Here is an 18,917-nt window from a genome sequence, read left to right on the forward strand (position 1 = left end):
TTTAAAACATTTAATTTAAATAAATGGTGCCGACTAACCGAGTCGAACGGTTGACCTACTGATTACAAGTCAGTTGCTCTACCAGCTGAGCTAAGTCGGCACACTAAACTGTGTGCTAAGGCACGCATAATGGTGTTTTAATCATTTTATTTAAACACCATTATTTAAATAATGGTGCCCAGAGGCGGAATCGAACCACCGACACGAGGATTTTCAATCCTCTGCTCTACCGACTGAGCTATCTGGGCAATTTCAGTATTAATAAAAATCACAAAGGATTTTCAATGCAATTCCCACTTAGCTCTACTGACTGAGCTATCTGGGCAATTTCAGTATTAATAAAAAATCACAAAGGATTTTCAATGCAATTCCCACTTAGCTCTACTGACTGAGCTATCTGGGCAATTTCAGTATTAATAAAAAATCACAAAGGATTTTAAATACAATTCCCAATTAGCTCTACTGACTGAGCTATCTGGGCGATTTCAGTTTTAATAAAAATCACAAAGGATTTTTAATATAACTTCAGCTTAGCTCTACTGACTGAGCTATCTGCGTGTGCGGCGTATTAAACTGGTTTTGCCCTTTCAAGTCAACTTTTTTTTTATTCTTTATAACTGTTTGCACAGTTTTTCAACAAAGCGACTAATAAATGTAAAGTACGCTGTTTTTTACAGCAATAACTCTTTAATTTATGTATTGAATAGGTATTTTAACTGCTTTGTGCACAACAGTCCTAAAAACGTAGTGAATTATTTCTGGTAAATGATAGGATTGATTTCCAGTACACAAGCGACTGTTTAGATTGCGGTTGATAATAGATAAGTTGGATAATAAATGCTGAGTAAATTTTCTTCTCCTGTAAAAGGACTATTACCTCTTTTTATACTAATAAACTTAGCCGTAACAGCACTCGCTGTGGTTGCTTATTCTTTTTACCCTAGCCACACTGAAGACTCAAAAGCACCACCAAGCTCACTAAGTTTAATGACATTAGCTGAGCAATTAGACACACCTTTAGTAAATGCATTAACTCGAACAGGACAAGATAATGCCACACAACTACTAAATTTAAGTGCTGCGCTTAATAATCAATTTGATTACTACTTATATAGATATACACCTACTGCACAAACACAATTGGTTTTTGCTAGTAATAAACCGGCAATTGCACCGCTAAAACTTGATCAATATTCAGTTGAGCAAGGTATTATTCACTATCAATTAAATTTAAATGATCAACCCGTTGGTGAATTGATCATTAAACAAAAAATAGCTGTAACCCCTCTACTGCCAAATTATTCCATCGGACTTGCATTGGCTATTGCAGGAATTGCTGGAGTAAGTTTATTTTTACTGGCGCTGTTTTTTAACGTTTATCTTAATACGCGGATCCGCAAAAGTAGTGACACTCTTGCGCATAAATTAGAGAGCATCACTAAATCTGGTAGTTACAATACACATATCGACGAACAATTAGATATTGGCCTTGGCGTTGTAGCTAAAAATATCAATCAATTATTACAGCAAGTACAAGATGCCATCAATAGTAATGACATAGCCCAAAAAGATTTGCATAAGCTGCAAAGCAGTCTGGAAACTGAAGTGCAAAACCGCACTTTAGCGCTTGAAAAAGCGAGCCATAGAGCTGAACAAGCAAGCGAAGCCAAAACCACGTTTTTAGCAACTATGAGCCATGAGATACGCACTCCAATGAATGGCGTTATTGGCACCATTGATTTACTAAGGCAAACAGATCTTAATGGCGCTCAGCATCGTCTAAGCACAATTATTCGTGAATCAGCCTTTTCACTACTGGGTATTCTGGATGATATTTTAGATTTCTCAAAGATTGAAGCGGGCAAACTAAATATCGATCCAACTCCTTTTTCGGTCTCGGATACTATTGAAGAAGTTGCCAGAGTATTGTCATCGGTTGCAAAAAAACACCAGCTTGATTTAGAGCTTGCCATAGCCCCTGATGTACCAATTAATTTAATTGGTGATACTGTTCGCGTTCGCCAAGTACTTTATAACTTATGTAGTAATGCGATTAAATTTACAAGCACCGATGAAAATCGCCTAGGTCAGGTACGCATTGCTGTAGAAGTGGCACAAAATACTGCTGACCATTTTACTCTGCGTTTTAGCGTCAGCGACAATGGTAAAGGTATGAGCCAAGCTCAGCTGCGTGAAATATTTAATCCATTTATTCAAGCCGAAGGATCAATTACCCGTGAGTACGGTGGCACTGGCCTAGGTTTATCTATTTGTAAAAGTTTAACCGAGTTAATGTTAGGCTCGATTAGTGTTACCAGCGATATAGGTATTGGTAGTGACTTTGTGGTGGAATTGCCATTCAGTACTGAAAACACCATAAAGTATGCCCATAAAGGCGCCTTGAAAGATCATTCGGTGATACTCGTCACTGAGCATCAAAGCAGACAACAAACGCTTTCTCGTTATTTATCATTTATGGGAGCAAAAACAATTACAGTGCAAGCGGTGCAAGAAATTGAACAGTATCAAGACAACCCCGGTGTTATTTGGGTGCTTGATGGTATCGATTCAATGGATAGCATTAATTACTTACTACGCCGTTTACTGTACACCCTTGAAGATAATAACCAACAGGTGATCGTACTTAGTAAATTGGATGAAGCCGCAATAAATCACAAAAACATCTTTTACCTTAATGCGTCGCCATTATGTAAGTCAAACTTTATGATGTCGCTATTGGTTGCTGCGGGGCTGCATACACCAAGACAAGTTAAACCAGTTAAAACCCTTAATAATTATTTAAATATTGAACAAGCACGCGAAGAAAACAAACTCGTGCTACTTGTTGAAGACAATATTTTGAATCAACAAGTGCTTACCGATCAACTACATTTACTTGGGTTTGGCGTTGAGGTTGCTGAAAACGGCGAACAAGGTTTAAAAATGTGGCAAAGCGGTCGTTACCCATTAATTTTAACTGACTTACATATGCCTAAAATGTCAGGTTATGACATGGTTGAAAAAATTCGCGACGAAGCCGCGCAACTTGAAGACATCAACGCTCAGCCTTATGTTATTGCAGTAACGGCAAATGCCTTAAAGGGTGAAAAAGAACGCTGTTTAAATGCCGGTATTAACGATTTCATTACTAAACCTGTGGAATTAAATACACTAGAGGCAACACTTAATAGTTGGAGTGAAAGCAAACAAGAGTCGATTACAGCTTCTCCTAATAAGCCGTCAGCACCAATTAACTTTGAAATGCTCGCTAAATACATAAACAATGATGACGCAAAGCAGTTACGGTTCTTTAAAATGTACTTAGAGCAAAGCCATACGTTAGCTAAAGACATTAATACGGGGGTAATGACCGGTGATAAAGAAATAATAATTGCAGCTTGCCATCAACTTAGATCTATATCGAAAACAATTGGCGCAGAAAAAGTAGCTGAACTGGCAGCTGACTTTGAAGATAACTGTAAAGAACAAGACTTAACCAGTGATCAACTAATTGAACTGCGTGACAATTTAGAGATTGAGTACTCCCGTGTTGCGCAGTTTTTAAAAGAGCAAGTTAGTAATGCTCAAGAGCAAGATGATCTGATTTAATTCAAGCGTTAAAAAAGGGCTTATTGCCCTTTTTATTCGCATGTGAAAATCATTTTTCTGGCGGACGGTAGCCTTCGATTTCTACATCTTTATCTTCAAACAAAAAGCCAACCATTTGCTCTTCTAAAAAAGTACGATGCTCTGGATCCATCATATTTAAATGCTTTTCATTGATCAGCATTGTTTGCTTGTGCTGCCACTGTGCAAATGCTTCTTTAGAAATATTATTAAAAATCCTTTCACCCAACTCACCAGGGTAAAGTTGGAAACCAAGCCCTTCGGCTTCTTTTTGTAACTTTTGACAAAATACAGTGCGTGCCATGATTGCTCTCTTGTGCTCTTAGAAACGATATCAGTTAGTGTAAACTATTGTAGCAATTTGTTTAACTAGCTTTTTAGTTGGAGCGGCTAAACCAACCTCTATGGACTGGTCCAATGGGTACCAAACTAGTTGTCGCTCATTCACCACATCAGACACTTTATGCAAAGTGAGTACATGCGGATTAATAGTTAATTCAAAGTGCGAAAATATATGCGTAAAAGGCTCAATTGGCACAGTTGTAACGGCAAGCCCTTGCTGTGCTAAAAAAGTATCTAACTGAGATTTTTGCTCAAACTCAAAAAAACTAAATAAGCCGCCCCATATTCCTGAGTTAGGCCTTTTTTCCATCAATACTTGATCATTACATTGAATAATTAATTGATGACACACTTTCTTTGGCACTGCTTTTTTAGGTTTTGAATGAGGGAACTGTTTTACCTGCTCAGTCTTATACGCTGCACAACGCGAGCGCAACGGGCAAGGTTGGCAATCAAACTTGCTACGTGAGCAGAGGCTTGCTCCTAAATCCATCATTGCTTGGTTAAACTCAGTCACTTGTTTTGCTGGAGTTAACTGCTCTGATAGTTGCCATAATTGGTTTTCAACTTTTTTAACTCCGTACCAACCTTCAATCATAAAAAATCTGGCAAGCACACGTTTTACATTACCATCTAATATAGGATGATGTTGGCCAAGAGAAAGCGATAAAACAGCTCCTGCAGTCGAGCGCCCAATTCCAGGCAAAGCAACAACCTCGTCTAACGTTGTTGGAAACTCGCCTTTGTATTGATCTCGGATTATCTTTGCGGTTTTATGTAAATTGCGAGCTCGAGCGTAATAGCCCAATCCTGTCCAGTGATGCAGCACGTGATCTTCATCTGCATTTGCTAAAGCGATAATATCTGGAAAACTTTGCATAAACTTTTCAAAGTAAGGAATAACTGTGATTACCTGAGTTTGTTGCAACATCACCTCAGATATCCACACCTTGTAAGGTGTTTTATTTAATTGCCAAGGTAAAGTTTTACGCCCATGTAATTCATACCAATCGACTACTTGCTGAGAAAACCAGCTTGCTTCACTGTTGTTTAACTTCAAAATAACTACTTTTAAAACCCGACCCTTAATGGCGCTCAGTCTATTGCAGTGAGTTAAAATATCAAGTTATAAACATACACAAAAGATAAGGCCTTGTGATCAACGCCGTGGTCAGGGATAATACGCCACCATTTTAAGACATGTTGTTTTCATCAGGCCAAAATATATGAGTGATTCAAGTAACGATAACCTTGAGCAAGCGATGCAAGAAGGTAAATATATTCGTACCATTCGCAGTTTTGTTAAGCGCGAAGGTCGTTTAACCAAAGGACAAGCTGCGGCAATTGAAAAATGCTGGCCAACCATGGGGCTTGAACATCAACAAGGCATGCTTGATCTAGCCCAAGTATTTGGCAATGACAACGACGTTGTTTTAGAAATTGGTTTTGGTATGGGTAAATCATTGGTCGAAATGGCCAAGAGCGCACCACACCTTAACTTTATTGGTATTGAAGTACACCGCCCTGGTGTTGGCGCATGTTTAATGGATGCTGATGAAGCAGGCATTACAAACTTACGTATTTTTGAGCATGACGCTGTTGAAGTATTTGCTGATTGTATTGCTGAGGGCAGCATTACAACGGTGCAACTATTCTTCCCTGATCCATGGCATAAAAAACGTCACCATAAGCGTCGTATTGTACAACCTGCATTTGTAGAGAGCTTGCGTAGCAAATTAAAAATTGGCGGTGTCTTCCATATGGCAACTGATTGGGAAAACTACGCAGAACATATGCTTGAAGTAATGCAAGCAGCGGAGCATTTTAAAAACCAATCAGAGACTAACGATTATGTGCCACGTCCTGATTTACGTCCCTTGACGAAATTTGAGCAACGCGGCCATCGTTTAGGTCATGGCGTTTGGGATTTAATGTTCGAGCGTATTAGCTAAATTAATCAAAACAACTTTAAAGGCAAAGCCATATATGAGCGCATTAACTAATCCAAGTTCACTTTTACTACGCAATAGTGCAAACCTAACGGCGGACTCTATTTTAGTAGTTAATTTTGTGCAAGATGGCTTTTTGTCACAACTGCGCCAGTTAAATCCAAACAGCAAGATCAGCGCTTTTAGCTACAACCATGCTAATGGCGAATTTGCTAAAAATATCAACACTATTGATGTTTGTGTTAGCCATGAGATAGCCGGTCAACACTTTGACCTCGTTATTTATTACTACCCAAAAGCAAAACCTGAAGCATTGATGACGTTGGACAATATTCGCGCGGTTATCAACCCAGACGCTGAGTTACTGGTGGTTGGTGAAAATAAAAGTGGTGTGAAATCGATCGAAAAGCAATTTAGTAGCCACTGTGAATACAGCAATAAAATCGACAGTGCCCGCCATTGTGCTTTGTATTTATTCACCGAGATAAAAACCTTAGCTGAGTTTGTTATTACTCGTTACCACAAACAATTTAATGTTGATGTGGCTGGCGTTAGTTTTAATGCCATTAGCGTACCTGGCGTATTTAATCACGGTGAACTTGATGGCGGTACTAAAATACTGTTAGAGAATGCACCTGAAATTAAATCTGGCAATGTGCTGGATTTTGGCTGTGGCGCGGGTCTTATTGCGACCTTCTTAGGTTTGAAAAATCCAGCTTTGAGTTTTACCTGTACGGATGTTAGTGCTCTTGCAGCTTATGCAACCACGCAAACATTGGCACTTAACGGTGTAAACGGTAGCGCTTTACTAAGTGATGGATTAGCAAATGTAACTGGAAAATTTGAGCTTATTATTTCAAATCCACCATTTCATACCGGTATTGCCACTGATTATACTGTTGCTGAACAGTTTTTAAGTGGTGCTAAACAGCACTTAACTAAGCAAGGCAAGTTAACTATTGTTGCAAACTGCTTCTTGAAATACCCGCCAATTCTAGAAACTCAGTTCGGTAGTTATCAAGTAGTACACAAAACCAATAAATTTTCAGTGTATAGCAGTTAATTACAACTATTGCCTCACAAACGCTGCCAAATAATATAAATGGCAGCTTTTCAATAAAGTTATTATATTTTTTAGTCACTTTGATAGGTCTTTGCTAGACTTACAGCAACTCAATAAAAATTATATAACTGGGCCTTCATTACAATAATGCCTTTATCAACATCGCCAACAAGTATTCGCAAAGCCCTGATCAGTGCAGTCATGCTTGTTACTGCTTTGTGTTTATCGTTATCTATTTCTATTTCGACCTACCTTGATGTCAAAGAGCAAAAACAGTTAATCATCAATAAGCTCAATATCCTTGCAGAAATTATCGCCTTTAATGCCCAAGTAACCGTACTATTTGATGATAGAAAAACCGAAGAACAACGTCTTAAATCTTTCGAAAAAATTCCACTCGTTAAAAATATACATATTTACGCAATTGACGAAATTTCAAATAAAGCGGTATTTTTTACCAGCTTTAATGCACGAAAAACGCCACCAGTGCCGCTTCGGGTTGATAGTATTGAACAACTCCAACAGCCTAGGATCACTGAAGACTACGTAGAACTAATCAAGCCAATCACGTACGAAGGTGATATTAAGGGTTATGTGTATATTCGTGGCGGCCTAGAGCGCCTCAACGAGTATATCAACCAAAAAATTCTTATTGATATTCTTTTAACGTTATTCGTTTTAATACTGGTTTATTTTGTAGCAAAACGAATTCAAAAACGTATTGCCGACCCTATAGACCACTTAAGCAGATTACTGCAAGATGTCTCGAAAAATCATAATTACAACGCCCGAGCCCCAAAAACTAATATTACCGAAATCAACATGCTTTCGAACAGTTTAAACATCATGCTGACTCGCACGCAAAATCAAATAGAGCGCCATAAAAACGATAAGCAAGAAATTAAACAATTAAACCAAAGCTTAGAAGAAAAAGTAAACCAACGTACAATCGCGCTCAGAGAAGCAAATCAAGAGTTGCTAACAACCCTTGAACGGATGCATCAATACCAAAATCAGATTGTTGAAAGTGAAAAGATGGCCTCTTTAGGGCAAATGGTTGCAGGTGTTGCACATGAAGTAAATACACCTATTGGTTTAGGGATCACTGGCTCTACCCTGCTACGCGATAAACTGGCAGAAATAAGCCTAGGGTTTGAGCAAAAAACCTTAACCTCAAGTCAATTGAAACGTTTTATCGACAATGGTATAGAAAACTTAGATCTTATCTATCGGAATTTAAATCGCGCTGCGGAACTGGTATCCAGCTTTAAAAAAGTAGCGGTGAACCAAGATGGAGAGATTAATTCGCTGGTCAATATGCATGAGCTTATCACCAACGTGATGCTTTCAATGCGTACTGAATTAGAGAGCAAAGCTCCTAAAATCGTTATTCATTGTTCTGAACAATTGATGATCGAAAGTAAAGCAGGCCCGCTTCAGCAGATATTGCAGCAATTGTTAAGTAACTCGGTGATCCACGGCTTTAAAGATAATCAAAATAACGAAATCGAAATTACAGTGGAACGCAACGAAAGTAGCCTGAGCATTAACTATTATGATAATGGTATCGGGGTTGATAAAAGCGTTAAAAAACGCATTTTTGATCCCTTTGTTACCACTAAACGCGGCGAAGGTGGCAGTGGTTTAGGTATGCATCTAGTTTACAACTTAGTCACACAAGCCTTAGGTGGCAATGTTTATTTTGATGATCAAAATATAGAAGGCACACGCTTTATAATTACCTTGCCCTTAACTGAGGCAAGCAAATTATGAAACTAACGGGTTTATTACTGGCTCTGATGCTGTTGTTTCCAGCATTTTTACAGGCTAAATCACCTGAACAAGTCAAATCGGCATTTCTATTTCAGATTGCAAAATTCGTCGAGTTCCCCAAAGTTAACAATAAACAGGCTGTGACTTTTTGTTTTTATGACGTTGAACATGGAATTGGTGAGTTATTAAAGGATAATTCGAATCTTAAAATTAACGATATACCGATTGAAACAGTGTTAATTGATAAAAAACAGCAAATTTCTGAACTTTCTCGCTTTTGTGATATCACATACATTGATGAAACAATGGAAGATGATATAATTCCACTTTGGATCGATACCATTTCATTAAATACCTTAACAGTTGGTGAGAGTATCAATTTTTTAGAAAAAGGGGGCGTTGTCTCTTTGGTCCAAGAAGGGAATAAAATCCGACTGTATATCAATAAACAGCAGTTGTTGCGCAGCAGTTTTAAAGTGCAATCTCGGTTATTAGCTGTTTCTAAATTTCATCCGAATTGATTTTACTTGTTAACAATTGGATATACTCCTATAATCACTAGTATTCGGTTTTATAATACAATACCGAATTAATTGTAAATAAAATATTCCGAAAAAGGTTAATTAATAATGCAAACGCCAGTCATTCTGATTGTAGAGGATGAAGACGTAACTCGACTAAACCTCGTTAGTTTATTTGAAGCTGAAGGTTACAAAGTTATTGAAGCCATTGATGGCGATGACATGCATGACAAGCTTACAAATAATGATGATGTGAACCTTGTAGTTATGGACATCAACCTGCCAGGCAAAAACGGGCTAATATTAGCGCGTGAATTACGTCAAAAGCGTAACGTTGGACTTATTTTCCTAACCGGTCGTGATAATGATGTAGACCGTATTTTAGGCCTAGAAATTGGCGCGGACGACTATATTACTAAGCCGTTCAATCCTCGTGAATTAACTATTCGTGCTCGTAACTTGCTTTCACGTACTGCCCTTGGCGGTGAAGAATCAAGCCTTGAAACAAATGGTGTGATCACTTTCAATGGCTGGGAACTTGACGAAAATAGCCGCTGTTTAACATCACCAAATGGTGATGCCAAACGTTTACCTAAAGGTGAATACAGAGCACTACGTTTAATGCTTGACTCTCCAGGCCGTATTTTTAGTCGTGAGCAGCTAATCAAGCATATGACTGGTCGTGAGTTACGTGCAAATGACCGTACTGTTGATGTAACGATCCGTCGTATCAGAAAGCATTTTGAAAGTGATAACAGCACATCTGAGCTTATCAGCACCATCCATGGTGAAGGTTATCGTTTCATTGGTAAAATCGATAGTTAATATCCGTTCTACCAAGTAATGACAGCATTAACGTTCTAATTGCTGTAAGAATAAATGAAGGGCATGTTGCCCTTCATTTATTTTATCTGCCAATATTGTTAGCCAAGTATTTAATACTTCATCACTTTCTTCAATCGCACCATGTTCCATGATCTTAGCGTGTAACTGTACATCATTTAAACCAACTGAACCTGCAGCACCTTTAAGCTTATGTGCGACGGACTTATACTCTTCACGGTCACCAGCTGCTAATGACGTTGCTAACTCTTGCTGATACTGTGGATTTAGCTTTTCAAATAAACTGCTGCTGCGCTTAAATGTTACTATGCCCATCGAATTAACAAAATCTTCAATGGTTTCAACATCAAGTAACTCTACATTGATATTTTCACTGGCTTCTTTGCTAACCGTCAGGCGTGTTTCATCAGACTGTTGTAGATGTTTAATATCAAATAGTTCAGCCAGCATTTTATCAAGCTTCGTGGTATTGATAGGTTTGGCTAATGCGCCTTGAATTGAGATGCCTTGTAACTCTTCTTCGGCGCTACGCACATTAGCCGTAAGGGCTACAATAGGTAACTTATCAAAATGGCTATCGGCACGGATCTGTCTTGCTACTTCATCGCCATTAATATCTGGCAGTTGCATATCTAGTAGTACTAAATCCAGATCATCCTCAGTTTCAACAAACGACAATGCATCTTCACCGGTTTCAGCCCAGATAACTTCATGGCCGCGTTGCTCAAGTAAGTTAGTGGCGATTTCAGCATTAAGCGGCACATCTTCAACTAGCAAGATATTCAAACTACGGCCAACATAACTTTGTTCAGCCGGAGCAATACAAAGGGCCAGCGGTATTTCAACCACAAAACAACTGCCCTCCCCTTCGGTACTGCTCACATGTAACTGTCCTTTCATTGCAGTAACCAATGCCTTGGTGACAGCTAAACCGATACCTGATCCTATCGCATTAGTGCCATTTAAATCTGGCGCTTTATAATACATATCAAAAATACGATGTAATTGCTCTTGTGGAATACCCTGTCCAGTATCGGTAACTTTCATTACTAACCACGCGCCATCCGCACGGTTTTCCCGAACACACGCTAATTGAACTTTACCTTGTTGGGTAAATTTAACCGCATTATTTATTAAATTCCACACCACTTGGCGTAATCGGGTCGGATCTAGTTGCGCATAAATATCCAACATACCTTTACGCTTAATTTCAAACTCTAGGCCTTTTTGTTCAGCAATTAATCCAGCAAAGTTAACCACATCATTAATAAAGTCGGAAACATTTATTGAGTCGGTAACAATATCGAGTTGCTCGCGGTCTATTTTATCTAAATCTATAATATCATTAAAAATATTTCCTAATGTTTCAGCACTAGAAAATACTGTATTACACCAACTACGTTGCTGCTTATCCAAGTCGGTGTCTAGCAACATCCGGGTTAAACCCACAATACCATTGAGCGGAGTTCGTAATTCATGACTTAGGGTGGCAATAAATTTCCCCTTGTCTTTATAAGCGGTTTCAAGTGCTTGAGCTGCTTCTTTACGGCTGGTGATGTCGCGGCCAAACGCTAATAAACCAATGTAGTCACCGTCATCATTAATAAATGGGAGCTTGCGCATTTCAAACCAACGGTTTTCATTGCCTACAGGGTATTCAACATCAAGCGTTAATGCGGCGTGAGTTTTTTCGACTTTGTTATCAGTTAGTAATACTTCCGGTAAGAATTGCGTTGGGTAAATTTCCTCTGCAGTTTTACCTATTAACTCGTCACTTGATTTACCCATCACCTCTTCAAACATTTTATTACAACCGGCAAAAACACCATTGTTATCACGGTAATAAAATAAATCAGGCGATGAATCAACAATAGAGCGCAGTAACATGCCTTGTTGAGCAAGCTCTTGCTGGGTTTTTTTACGTTCAACTATTTCTCGCCTGAGTTCTTCGATTGCACGGTGTTTGGCATGAAATGCCATTTTACGTTCATCTATCTCTACATTTAAGCGATTGATATTATCTTTTAAAGTTTGATTTAATAATTTTTCTTGCTTGGTGGCACTATCTAAATACGCATAGGAAGCATCTAACTGGCGAATTGAATTGATCAACACACTGATAATAATGGGCGACACTACTGCAGTAAAAAACATTACGGCAAGCACATCAACGAGCATCACCTCGCCCACTGCAACATAATAAAACATACACGACAATATTAATGCCAAGACTAATAGTAATGCATAACAGATAGTTGCGGTTTTGAATTCACCGAATCGAGTAATTAAACTGGAAAGTGTTCGAGCCCATGGACTCAAAGAGGAATCGATCATATATAAATCTGTCTCTTAACTATACATATAAGTATATAAAAAATCAGCTGACTACACAGCTACAAAAAAACCACTAGTGCTAATATGTTAGCATTTTTGCATTAACTATTTTCATGTTCCGCGACGAAAACAGAAAATTTTCATCTACCACGTATTTTTTATTTATTTCGTGTAAAATATCGCGCTTTACAATTGCCAATAACGAGATTTTTCATGCAAAGCAACATGCCCGATATAGCAGATACGGCTCCCGCCTTACAAACAGGTAAATTAGACTGGGTTGGTATGGATGATATTGAACTGCCTTTTTTATTTGAATCTCGTGATCTTGCGCCTATTAATGTCAACGCTAAAGCTCGTGCTTTTGTTAATCTTCACAAAGAAGACGCAAAAGGTATTCATATGTCGCGGTTATTTTTAGCGCTCGATACCTTATCAACTGAGCAGCAGGTAAACCCCACAACGATTGCCCAAGCACTAGATACTTTTATTTCCAGCCATGAAGGGTTATCGGATCAAGCTAAAATTGAATTTAAGTTTGAACTACCGTTGCGCAGAAAATCACTCCTTAGCGGCAAAGCGGGTTGGAAAAGCTACCCGTTAACCATAGTGGCAAAAATTGACCGCGGTGTACTTAGTTTTGAGTTAAGCCTTGATGTAACTTACTCATCAACTTGCCCATGCTCAGCGGCATTAGCTCGGCAACTTATTCAACAAGCCTTTGTTGAAAAGTTTCAGCAGCATCCCCTTAGCCATGAAGAAGTGATCAACTGGCTTGGCAGTACTGATGGCATTGTTGCAACTCCTCACTCGCAACGCTCTATCGCCAATGTAAAAGTCAAACTAGATAGCAGCATCCGTGAGTTTGATATTTTAAGCTTGATCAATACTCTTGAAGATGAACTTAAAACCCCAGTACAAGCGGCAGTTAAGCGTGAAGATGAGCAAGAATTTGCCCGTTTAAATGGTCAAAATCTGATGTTTTGTGAAGATGCTGCGCGTAAAATCAAAGCCGTGTTAGAAGATGCACAATACGCCGATTACTGGTTACAAATAAACCATTATGAATCTCTGCATGCCCATGATGCCGTGGCGATTGCAGTAAAAGGAATTGCTGGCGGATACCAGCCATAACTTAACTGTTATAAAATGTAACTTCACTACAACTGGGCACGTTAATTGCTAACAATATTACAGTGTCAATTTGTTGTTGTGGAGTTACCGTATGGAATTCGCTTTATTATCAATTTTAGTATTAGTCGTAGGGGCATCTGTTGTTGCGTCAAAGTTTACCGATGATGGCGGAAACCCTTACCCATTCACGCGTAAAACCAGTGTATTTACGCAAGTTGAAAGCTCATTTTTAAACCTTTTAGAACGTGCTGTAGGCGATCAATATAAAATTGTTAGCCGTGTAAAATTAATCGATATCATCGATTGTAAAAAAGGTTTATCTGCTAAAGCTAAACGTGCTGCAATCGCTAAAGCAAAAAACAAACAACTGGATTATGTGCTGATTGATAAAGAAAAGATGACGATTGTGGCAGCGGTTGACTTAGTAAACAACGCCAATAAAGATGGTCATAAAGCACAACGAGACTGGTTTGTTAATGGTGCACTTGAAGCTGCTGGCATTCCACATATCCGTATGAAAGTTAAATCTGGCTATCGGCCATCAGAAGTACGCGAAGCAATTATGTTTAAGCTTGGCAAGCCGACAGCACAAAGTAGTCGCCCGACACGCAACCGTGTTACTAAGCCGGCGGTACTATCTCCTTCGCAAGCTAAAGCCCATTCCACAGCTTTAGCTGAAATATAAGTTTTCTTAAACGATAAAATGCGAGCTTTTAAGCTCGCATTTTTGTTTTTTATCGCTAACTTCACGTATAATCTAAACATCTAATTAGAGGAATTTAAAATTATGAATGTCGGTATTATTGGCGCGATGGAGCCAGAAGTTAAAATTTTGCGTGAAGCAATGCAAAATCCACAAATTCTAACTAAAGCAGGTTTCACTTTTTATACAGGTGAATTAGCCGGTAACACTGTGACTTTAGTGCAATCAGGTATTGGTAAAGTCGCCTCTAGTATTGCAACAACGTTATTGATTGATAATTTTCAACCAGACTGTGTGATCAACACAGGCTCTGCCGGTGGTTTTGATCCATCTCTGAGTGTTGGCGACGTGGTAATTTCATCTGAGGTACGTCATCATGATGTTGATGTAACCGCTTTTGGTTATGAAATTGGCCAAGTACCACAGATGCCTGCTGGTTTTGCCGCTCACCCTAAATTAATAGAGGCTGCACAACAAAGTGTTGAAAGCATCAGTGACGTGAAGACCTTGATCGGCTTAATCTGTACAGGCGATTCATTTATGTGTGATCCGGTACGTATTGATAAAGCCCGTGCGGACTTCCCTACTATGTTAGCTGTAGAAATGGAAGGCGCTGCCATTGCACAAGTATGCTTTTCACTAGCAACACCGTTTGTAGTGATCCGCTCAATGTCTGATATTGCAGGTAAAGAGTCACCACAGTCATTTGAAGAATACCTAGAAACCGCTTCAATAAACTCATCAAAAATGGTGATCGCATTACTAGAAAAGCTGACTACGGTAACGCTATAAGGTGTTACTCAATTTAGTTCAGCAACATTTGGACTTTATTGTATTTATATTAGCGCTCATTGCTGAGCGCTTTTTACCTTTGGTAAGCTGGTATCACCCAAATACATTTTTAATTGCGGTATTTAGAGCACTTGGGAAACGCGTTTTTCGAAAGAGTGAACCTGCAAGTTACCAATATTTGTCATCTTCGTTATGTTTCACCTTAGTCATTTTAGTGATCATGACCTTGGTAATCTTACTGCTTGAATTTGCATATTACCCTGAACTATTAGCTGGGTTAATTTTATACCTCAGCCTAGAGTGGCGAAGTGTAGAAAGTAAAGCGCTGCGTATTGCACGACTCGTTAAACAAAATCAAAAGTCTACAGCCCGAGAGTTATTAAAACCACTACTTGCTCGCCAGGTTGATAAATTATCAGGCCCTGGTCTTTGCAAAGCCATTATGGAAACGCTGATCTTAAGAGTTGCTCGTCATTACTTTAGCGTTATTTTCTTTTATCTACTATTTGGCCCTATGGCTGCACTGGCTTATCGCTTACTGACTTTGATCCACCAAGCTTGGCGCAAAGATATTATGCCTAATAGCCCATTTTTAAAATCACTTAGTTGGCTATTATATATTCTTGAGTGGTTACCTACGCGGATATTGGCGCTGACTATTGCAGCAAGTAAAGCCAGTAAATTGAGCATTCATTATATCAAGCATTATGGACGACATTTTTATCAAATAAATAGTGGCTGGTTATTAAGTTGTTGTTCGGCCTCTGTTGGTGTGCAACTCGGTGGCCCTGCCATATACCAAAATACTCGATTTGATAAAATGCGTATTGGTACTGAGCGTTTACCACAGGCTGATGATATTGCGGTATTGATCAATCGGCTAAATCAAGCGCGTGGCTTTTGGTTACTGGTTATATTTGGCATCGAAATCATTAAAACAATGTTGTAGATCACAAAGAGTAAAAAACCAGCCGAAGCTGGTTTTTAAAACTGAATTTTCATTCTTTACCTATTAAGCACAGGTAATATTTGCAAACTTACGTTTGCCAACTTGATAAATAGCTGTGCTGCCTTTTGCAATTTCAAGCTTAGTATCAGTGACCTTTTCTTCGCCATTGATTTTAACTGCGCCTTGTTTGATCATTCGCATAGCTTCTGATGTACTCGCAACTAAGCCTGCTTCTTTAAGCAAATTAGTAATAAATACGGTATCTTCATCAATCGTTACTGTCATATCTGGGATATCATCCGGTAAGGCATTTTTTTGAAAACGTTTAATAAAATCTTCATGCGCACCAACAGCTGCTGCATCGCTGTGAAAACGAGCAATCATTTCTTTTGCTAAATCGATTTTAATATCACGCGGATTAGTACCTTGTGCAACCTTTTCTTTGAGCGCAGCAATTTCGTCAATTGATAAGCTACTTAGCAAATCATAATAACGCCACATCAGCTCATCACTAATAGACATGATTTTACCAAACATATCGTTAGGGGCATCAGTAATACCAATGTAGTTACCTAATGACTTAGACATTTTTTGCACACCGTCGGTGCCCTCAAGTAAAGGCATCATTAATACGGTTTGTGGTTTTTGCCCTTCGTCTTTTTGTAGCTCACGACCCATTAATAGATTAAAGCGTTGATCAGTACCACCGAGCTCAACATCAGCTTCAAGTGCCACTGAATCCCAACCTTGCACTAATGGATACAAAAACTCATGAATCGCAATTGATTGTCCGCCAGCATAACGCTTTTTAAAATCATCACGTTCTAGCATACGAGCAACAGTTTGACGTGCTGCTAGCTTGATCATCCCTGCAGCGCCTAAATTCTCCATCCAAGTTGAATTAAAAGCAACCGTGGTTTTAGCCGGATCCAGAATTTTAAATACTTGTTCTTTATATGTTTCAGCATTTGCCAATACATCTTCACGGGTTAGTGGCTTACGAGTTACATTTTTACCCGTTGGGTCACCAATCATACCGGTGAAATCACCAATTAAGAAAATCACTTCATGACCTAAGTCTTGGAAGGTTTTCATTTTATTAATTAGCACAGTGTGACCTAAGTGTAAGTCAGGTGCAGTTGGATCAAAACCAGCTTTGATCTTTAGCTTTTTACCAGACTTTAGCTTTTCGACTAACTCGTCTTCAATTAATATTTCTTCAGCACCGCGTTTTATCTCTGCTAGAGCGGTTTGTAAGTCCACTATGTATTACTCCAAAAAATTCAGTCAATCTGGTGATTCTAGCGTAAATCCGCGCCAGTTTAAATCTACAAAACACTGGTATTAACGCTTTATTAAGTATATCCTGCAATATTAGTGATTAATTATCTTGACAGCAGGAAAAGGCACGTTATGGTTCGCGTTGTGCACACTCTCCCAAAAAAACACAAATTGCTTATTCTAGGCTTGGTTTCTGCTATTGCTGCTTTAACACTCATTCCTTCAGAAAAAGCCACCGCCTCTAAAGACAATAGCGCTGATGCGCTAGAAATTGGCAAGCGCTACGAATTACAAATTAAAGTTGATGATAACGAAAAATTAACTGAATTAAATTCGCAAGAAGATGCAGCAAAATTCCCAGAATACAATCTAGTCGATTTTGAAGTAAAGAACGGTGACAATTTAGCACTTATTTTCAAACGCGCCGGCTTTTCAGCGCAAACCGTTCATAAACTGCTTAATACCAATGCAGAAACACGTAAACTTAGTAAAATTCACCCTGGTGAAACATTAAGCTTTGCTACCGCCGAAGATGGTTCTTTGGCACAGTTACGTTATGTGATTTCAAAAACAGATACCCTATTCGTTACATTAAATGAAGAAGGTAACTACGATACGTCTATTGATAGTAAAGAAATTGAAACATTAACTAAATCAACAGGCGGAGAAATGACCAACAGCTTTTGGACCTCAGGTATTGCTGCTGGTTTAAGTGAACGGCAAATAATGAACTTTGCTGACATATTCGGTTGGGATGTGGATTTTGCCAATGATATCCGTAAAGGCGATCAATTTGGTTTAATCTATGAATCGCATTATGTTGATGGCGAGTTTATTGGCACAGGTAAAATTATTGCTGCTGAGTTTATTAACCAAGGTCAACGTTACGCGGCTATTCGTCACAGCGATGGTACTTTTTACACGCCTGAAGGGCGTAGTATGAAAAAAGCATTTTTACGTGCACCGGTTAACTTTAAATATATAAGCTCAAGCTTTAATCCGCGTCGCTTACACCCTGTAACAGGACAAGTAAGAGCACACCGTGGGATTGACTACGCAGCTCGTACTGGAACGCCAGTAGTTGCCTCGGGTAATGGTAAAGTAATTAAAGCCGGATACAGTAAGTATAATGGTAACTATATATTTATTAGTCACGGCACACAGTACGTCACTAAATACCTACACCTTAACAAGAAACTAGTTAAAACTGGTCAAAAAGTTAAGCAAGGCCAACAAATTGGTACTGTCGGCTCCACCGGTCGTGTAACAGGCGCACACTTACACTACGAGTTTTTAGTTAACGGCGTTCACCGTAACCCTAAAACGGTTAAGTTACCGAAGTCAGAGCCACTGCCTCGCGACGAGCTTGCTAGGTTTAAACCAATCGCAGATAACTTCTTAGCGCAGCTAGAGCGCAACCGAGAGCTACAGTTAGCGCTTAAGTAAAGCGGTCAGCGAAAAATATAAGCCGTTGTTATGTAAATAGCAACGGCTTTTTGTTGAACTGTTTGATGTGATGCGCTCCGGTTGTATTCGCAAATTAATGTTGCAATAGAACTTGCATGTGCTGCCTCATATCTACTTTTATAGTTTTGAAAGTTAAGCA

Annotated in this window: 15 protein-coding genes and 2 tRNA genes; 11 read left to right on the forward strand and 6 right to left on the reverse strand. The window is 38.9% G+C overall.

Annotated elements, in window-relative coordinates:
• Positions 1-24: 24 nt before the first annotated feature.
• Positions 25-100: transfer RNA gene (locus H5200_RS13260), tRNA-Thr, on the reverse strand.
• 72 nt (positions 101-172) lie between these two features.
• Positions 173-248, reverse strand: a tRNA-Phe gene (locus H5200_RS13265).
• A gap of 589 nt (positions 249-837) precedes the next feature.
• Between H5200_RS13265 and H5200_RS13270 the strand changes: the two genes are divergently transcribed.
• Complete coding sequence (locus H5200_RS13270; protein ID WP_182761644.1) at positions 838-3,609, forward strand: hybrid sensor histidine kinase/response regulator; 2,772 nt, start codon at positions 838-840, stop codon at positions 3,607-3,609.
• A 49-nt stretch (positions 3,610-3,658) separates the two neighbouring features.
• On the opposite strand, the gene H5200_RS13275 is transcribed toward H5200_RS13270, so the two are convergent.
• Positions 3,659-3,931, reverse strand: coding sequence for an oxidative damage protection protein (locus H5200_RS13275; protein WP_145237543.1), 273 nt, complete (start codon positions 3,929-3,931; stop codon positions 3,659-3,661).
• 30 nt (positions 3,932-3,961) lie between these two features.
• Positions 3,962-5,029, reverse strand: coding sequence for an A/G-specific adenine glycosylase (mutY, locus tag H5200_RS13280; protein WP_220491211.1), 1,068 nt, complete (start codon positions 5,027-5,029; stop codon positions 3,962-3,964).
• 166 nt (positions 5,030-5,195) lie between these two features.
• Between mutY and trmB the strand changes: the two genes are divergently transcribed.
• From trmB to arcA, 5 genes are all read left to right on the forward strand, one after another.
• Complete coding sequence (gene trmB, locus H5200_RS13285) at positions 5,196-5,921, forward strand: tRNA (guanosine(46)-N7)-methyltransferase TrmB (RefSeq protein ID WP_145237549.1); 726 nt, start codon at positions 5,196-5,198, stop codon at positions 5,919-5,921.
• 34 nt (positions 5,922-5,955) lie between these two features.
• Positions 5,956-6,981 (forward strand): 16S rRNA (guanine(1207)-N(2))-methyltransferase RsmC, encoded by a 1,026-nt coding sequence (rsmC, locus tag H5200_RS13290; protein ID WP_182761645.1) that lies wholly within the window; start codon positions 5,956-5,958, stop codon positions 6,979-6,981.
• Between the two features lie 147 nt (positions 6,982-7,128).
• Positions 7,129-8,754 carry a sensor histidine kinase gene (locus tag H5200_RS13295; RefSeq protein WP_182739405.1) on the forward strand — a complete coding sequence of 542 codons (1,626 nt, stop codon included), beginning with the start codon at positions 7,129-7,131 and terminating at the stop codon, positions 8,752-8,754.
• Positions 8,751-9,275 (forward strand): YfiR family protein, encoded by a 525-nt coding sequence (locus tag H5200_RS13300; RefSeq protein WP_149980884.1) that lies wholly within the window; start codon positions 8,751-8,753, stop codon positions 9,273-9,275. Before H5200_RS13295 ends, H5200_RS13300 begins: the two co-directional genes overlap by 4 nt.
• A 108-nt stretch (positions 9,276-9,383) precedes the next feature.
• Positions 9,384-10,100 (forward strand): two-component system response regulator ArcA, encoded by a 717-nt coding sequence (arcA, locus tag H5200_RS13305; RefSeq protein ID WP_016709833.1) that lies wholly within the window; start codon positions 9,384-9,386, stop codon positions 10,098-10,100.
• Between the two features lie 27 nt (positions 10,101-10,127).
• Here arcA and arcB read toward each other — a convergent pair whose 3' ends face one another.
• Positions 10,128-12,452 (reverse strand): aerobic respiration two-component sensor histidine kinase ArcB, encoded by a 2,325-nt coding sequence (gene arcB, locus H5200_RS13310; RefSeq protein ID WP_182717014.1) that lies wholly within the window; start codon positions 12,450-12,452, stop codon positions 10,128-10,130.
• A 213-nt stretch (positions 12,453-12,665) separates the two neighbouring features.
• On the opposite strand from arcB, the gene folE2 reads away from it, so the two are divergent.
• From folE2 to H5200_RS13330, 4 genes are all read left to right on the forward strand, one after another.
• Entirely contained in the window at positions 12,666-13,586 is a 921-nt protein-coding gene (gene folE2 / locus H5200_RS13315) for a GTP cyclohydrolase FolE2 (protein WP_182761646.1), read from the forward strand.
• 91 nt (positions 13,587-13,677) lie between these two features.
• On the forward strand, positions 13,678-14,271 hold the full coding sequence (locus tag H5200_RS13320; RefSeq protein ID WP_145237569.1) for a DUF2726 domain-containing protein: 594 nt from the start codon (positions 13,678-13,680) through the stop codon (positions 14,269-14,271).
• 102 nt (positions 14,272-14,373) lie between these two features.
• Positions 14,374-15,081, forward strand: a complete 708-nt coding sequence (gene mtnN, locus H5200_RS13325; protein ID WP_182761647.1) for a 5'-methylthioadenosine/S-adenosylhomocysteine nucleosidase — start codon at positions 14,374-14,376, stop codon at positions 15,079-15,081.
• 1 nt (position 15,082) lies between these two features.
• On the forward strand, positions 15,083-16,030 hold the full coding sequence (locus H5200_RS13330; RefSeq protein WP_182761648.1) for a cobalamin biosynthesis protein: 948 nt from the start codon (positions 15,083-15,085) through the stop codon (positions 16,028-16,030).
• A gap of 63 nt (positions 16,031-16,093) precedes the next feature.
• Here the strand turns inward: H5200_RS13330 and tyrS are convergent, their stop codons facing one another.
• Positions 16,094-17,293, reverse strand: a complete 1,200-nt coding sequence (gene tyrS, locus H5200_RS13335; RefSeq protein WP_145237578.1) for a tyrosine--tRNA ligase — start codon at positions 17,291-17,293, stop codon at positions 16,094-16,096.
• Between the two features lie 150 nt (positions 17,294-17,443).
• Between tyrS and H5200_RS13340 the strand changes: the two genes are divergently transcribed.
• The gene (locus H5200_RS13340; RefSeq protein WP_182761649.1) at positions 17,444-18,757 is read left to right on the forward strand and encodes a peptidoglycan DD-metalloendopeptidase family protein; all 1,314 of its coding nucleotides are present in this window, start codon (positions 17,444-17,446) and stop codon (positions 18,755-18,757) included.
• The last annotated feature ends 160 nt before the right edge of the window (positions 18,758-18,917 follow it).

Origin of the sequence: Pseudoalteromonas sp. SG43-7, assembly GCF_014164295.1 — a bacterium.
Classification (GTDB): Bacteria; Pseudomonadota; Gammaproteobacteria; order Enterobacterales; family Alteromonadaceae; genus Pseudoalteromonas; species Pseudoalteromonas rhizosphaerae.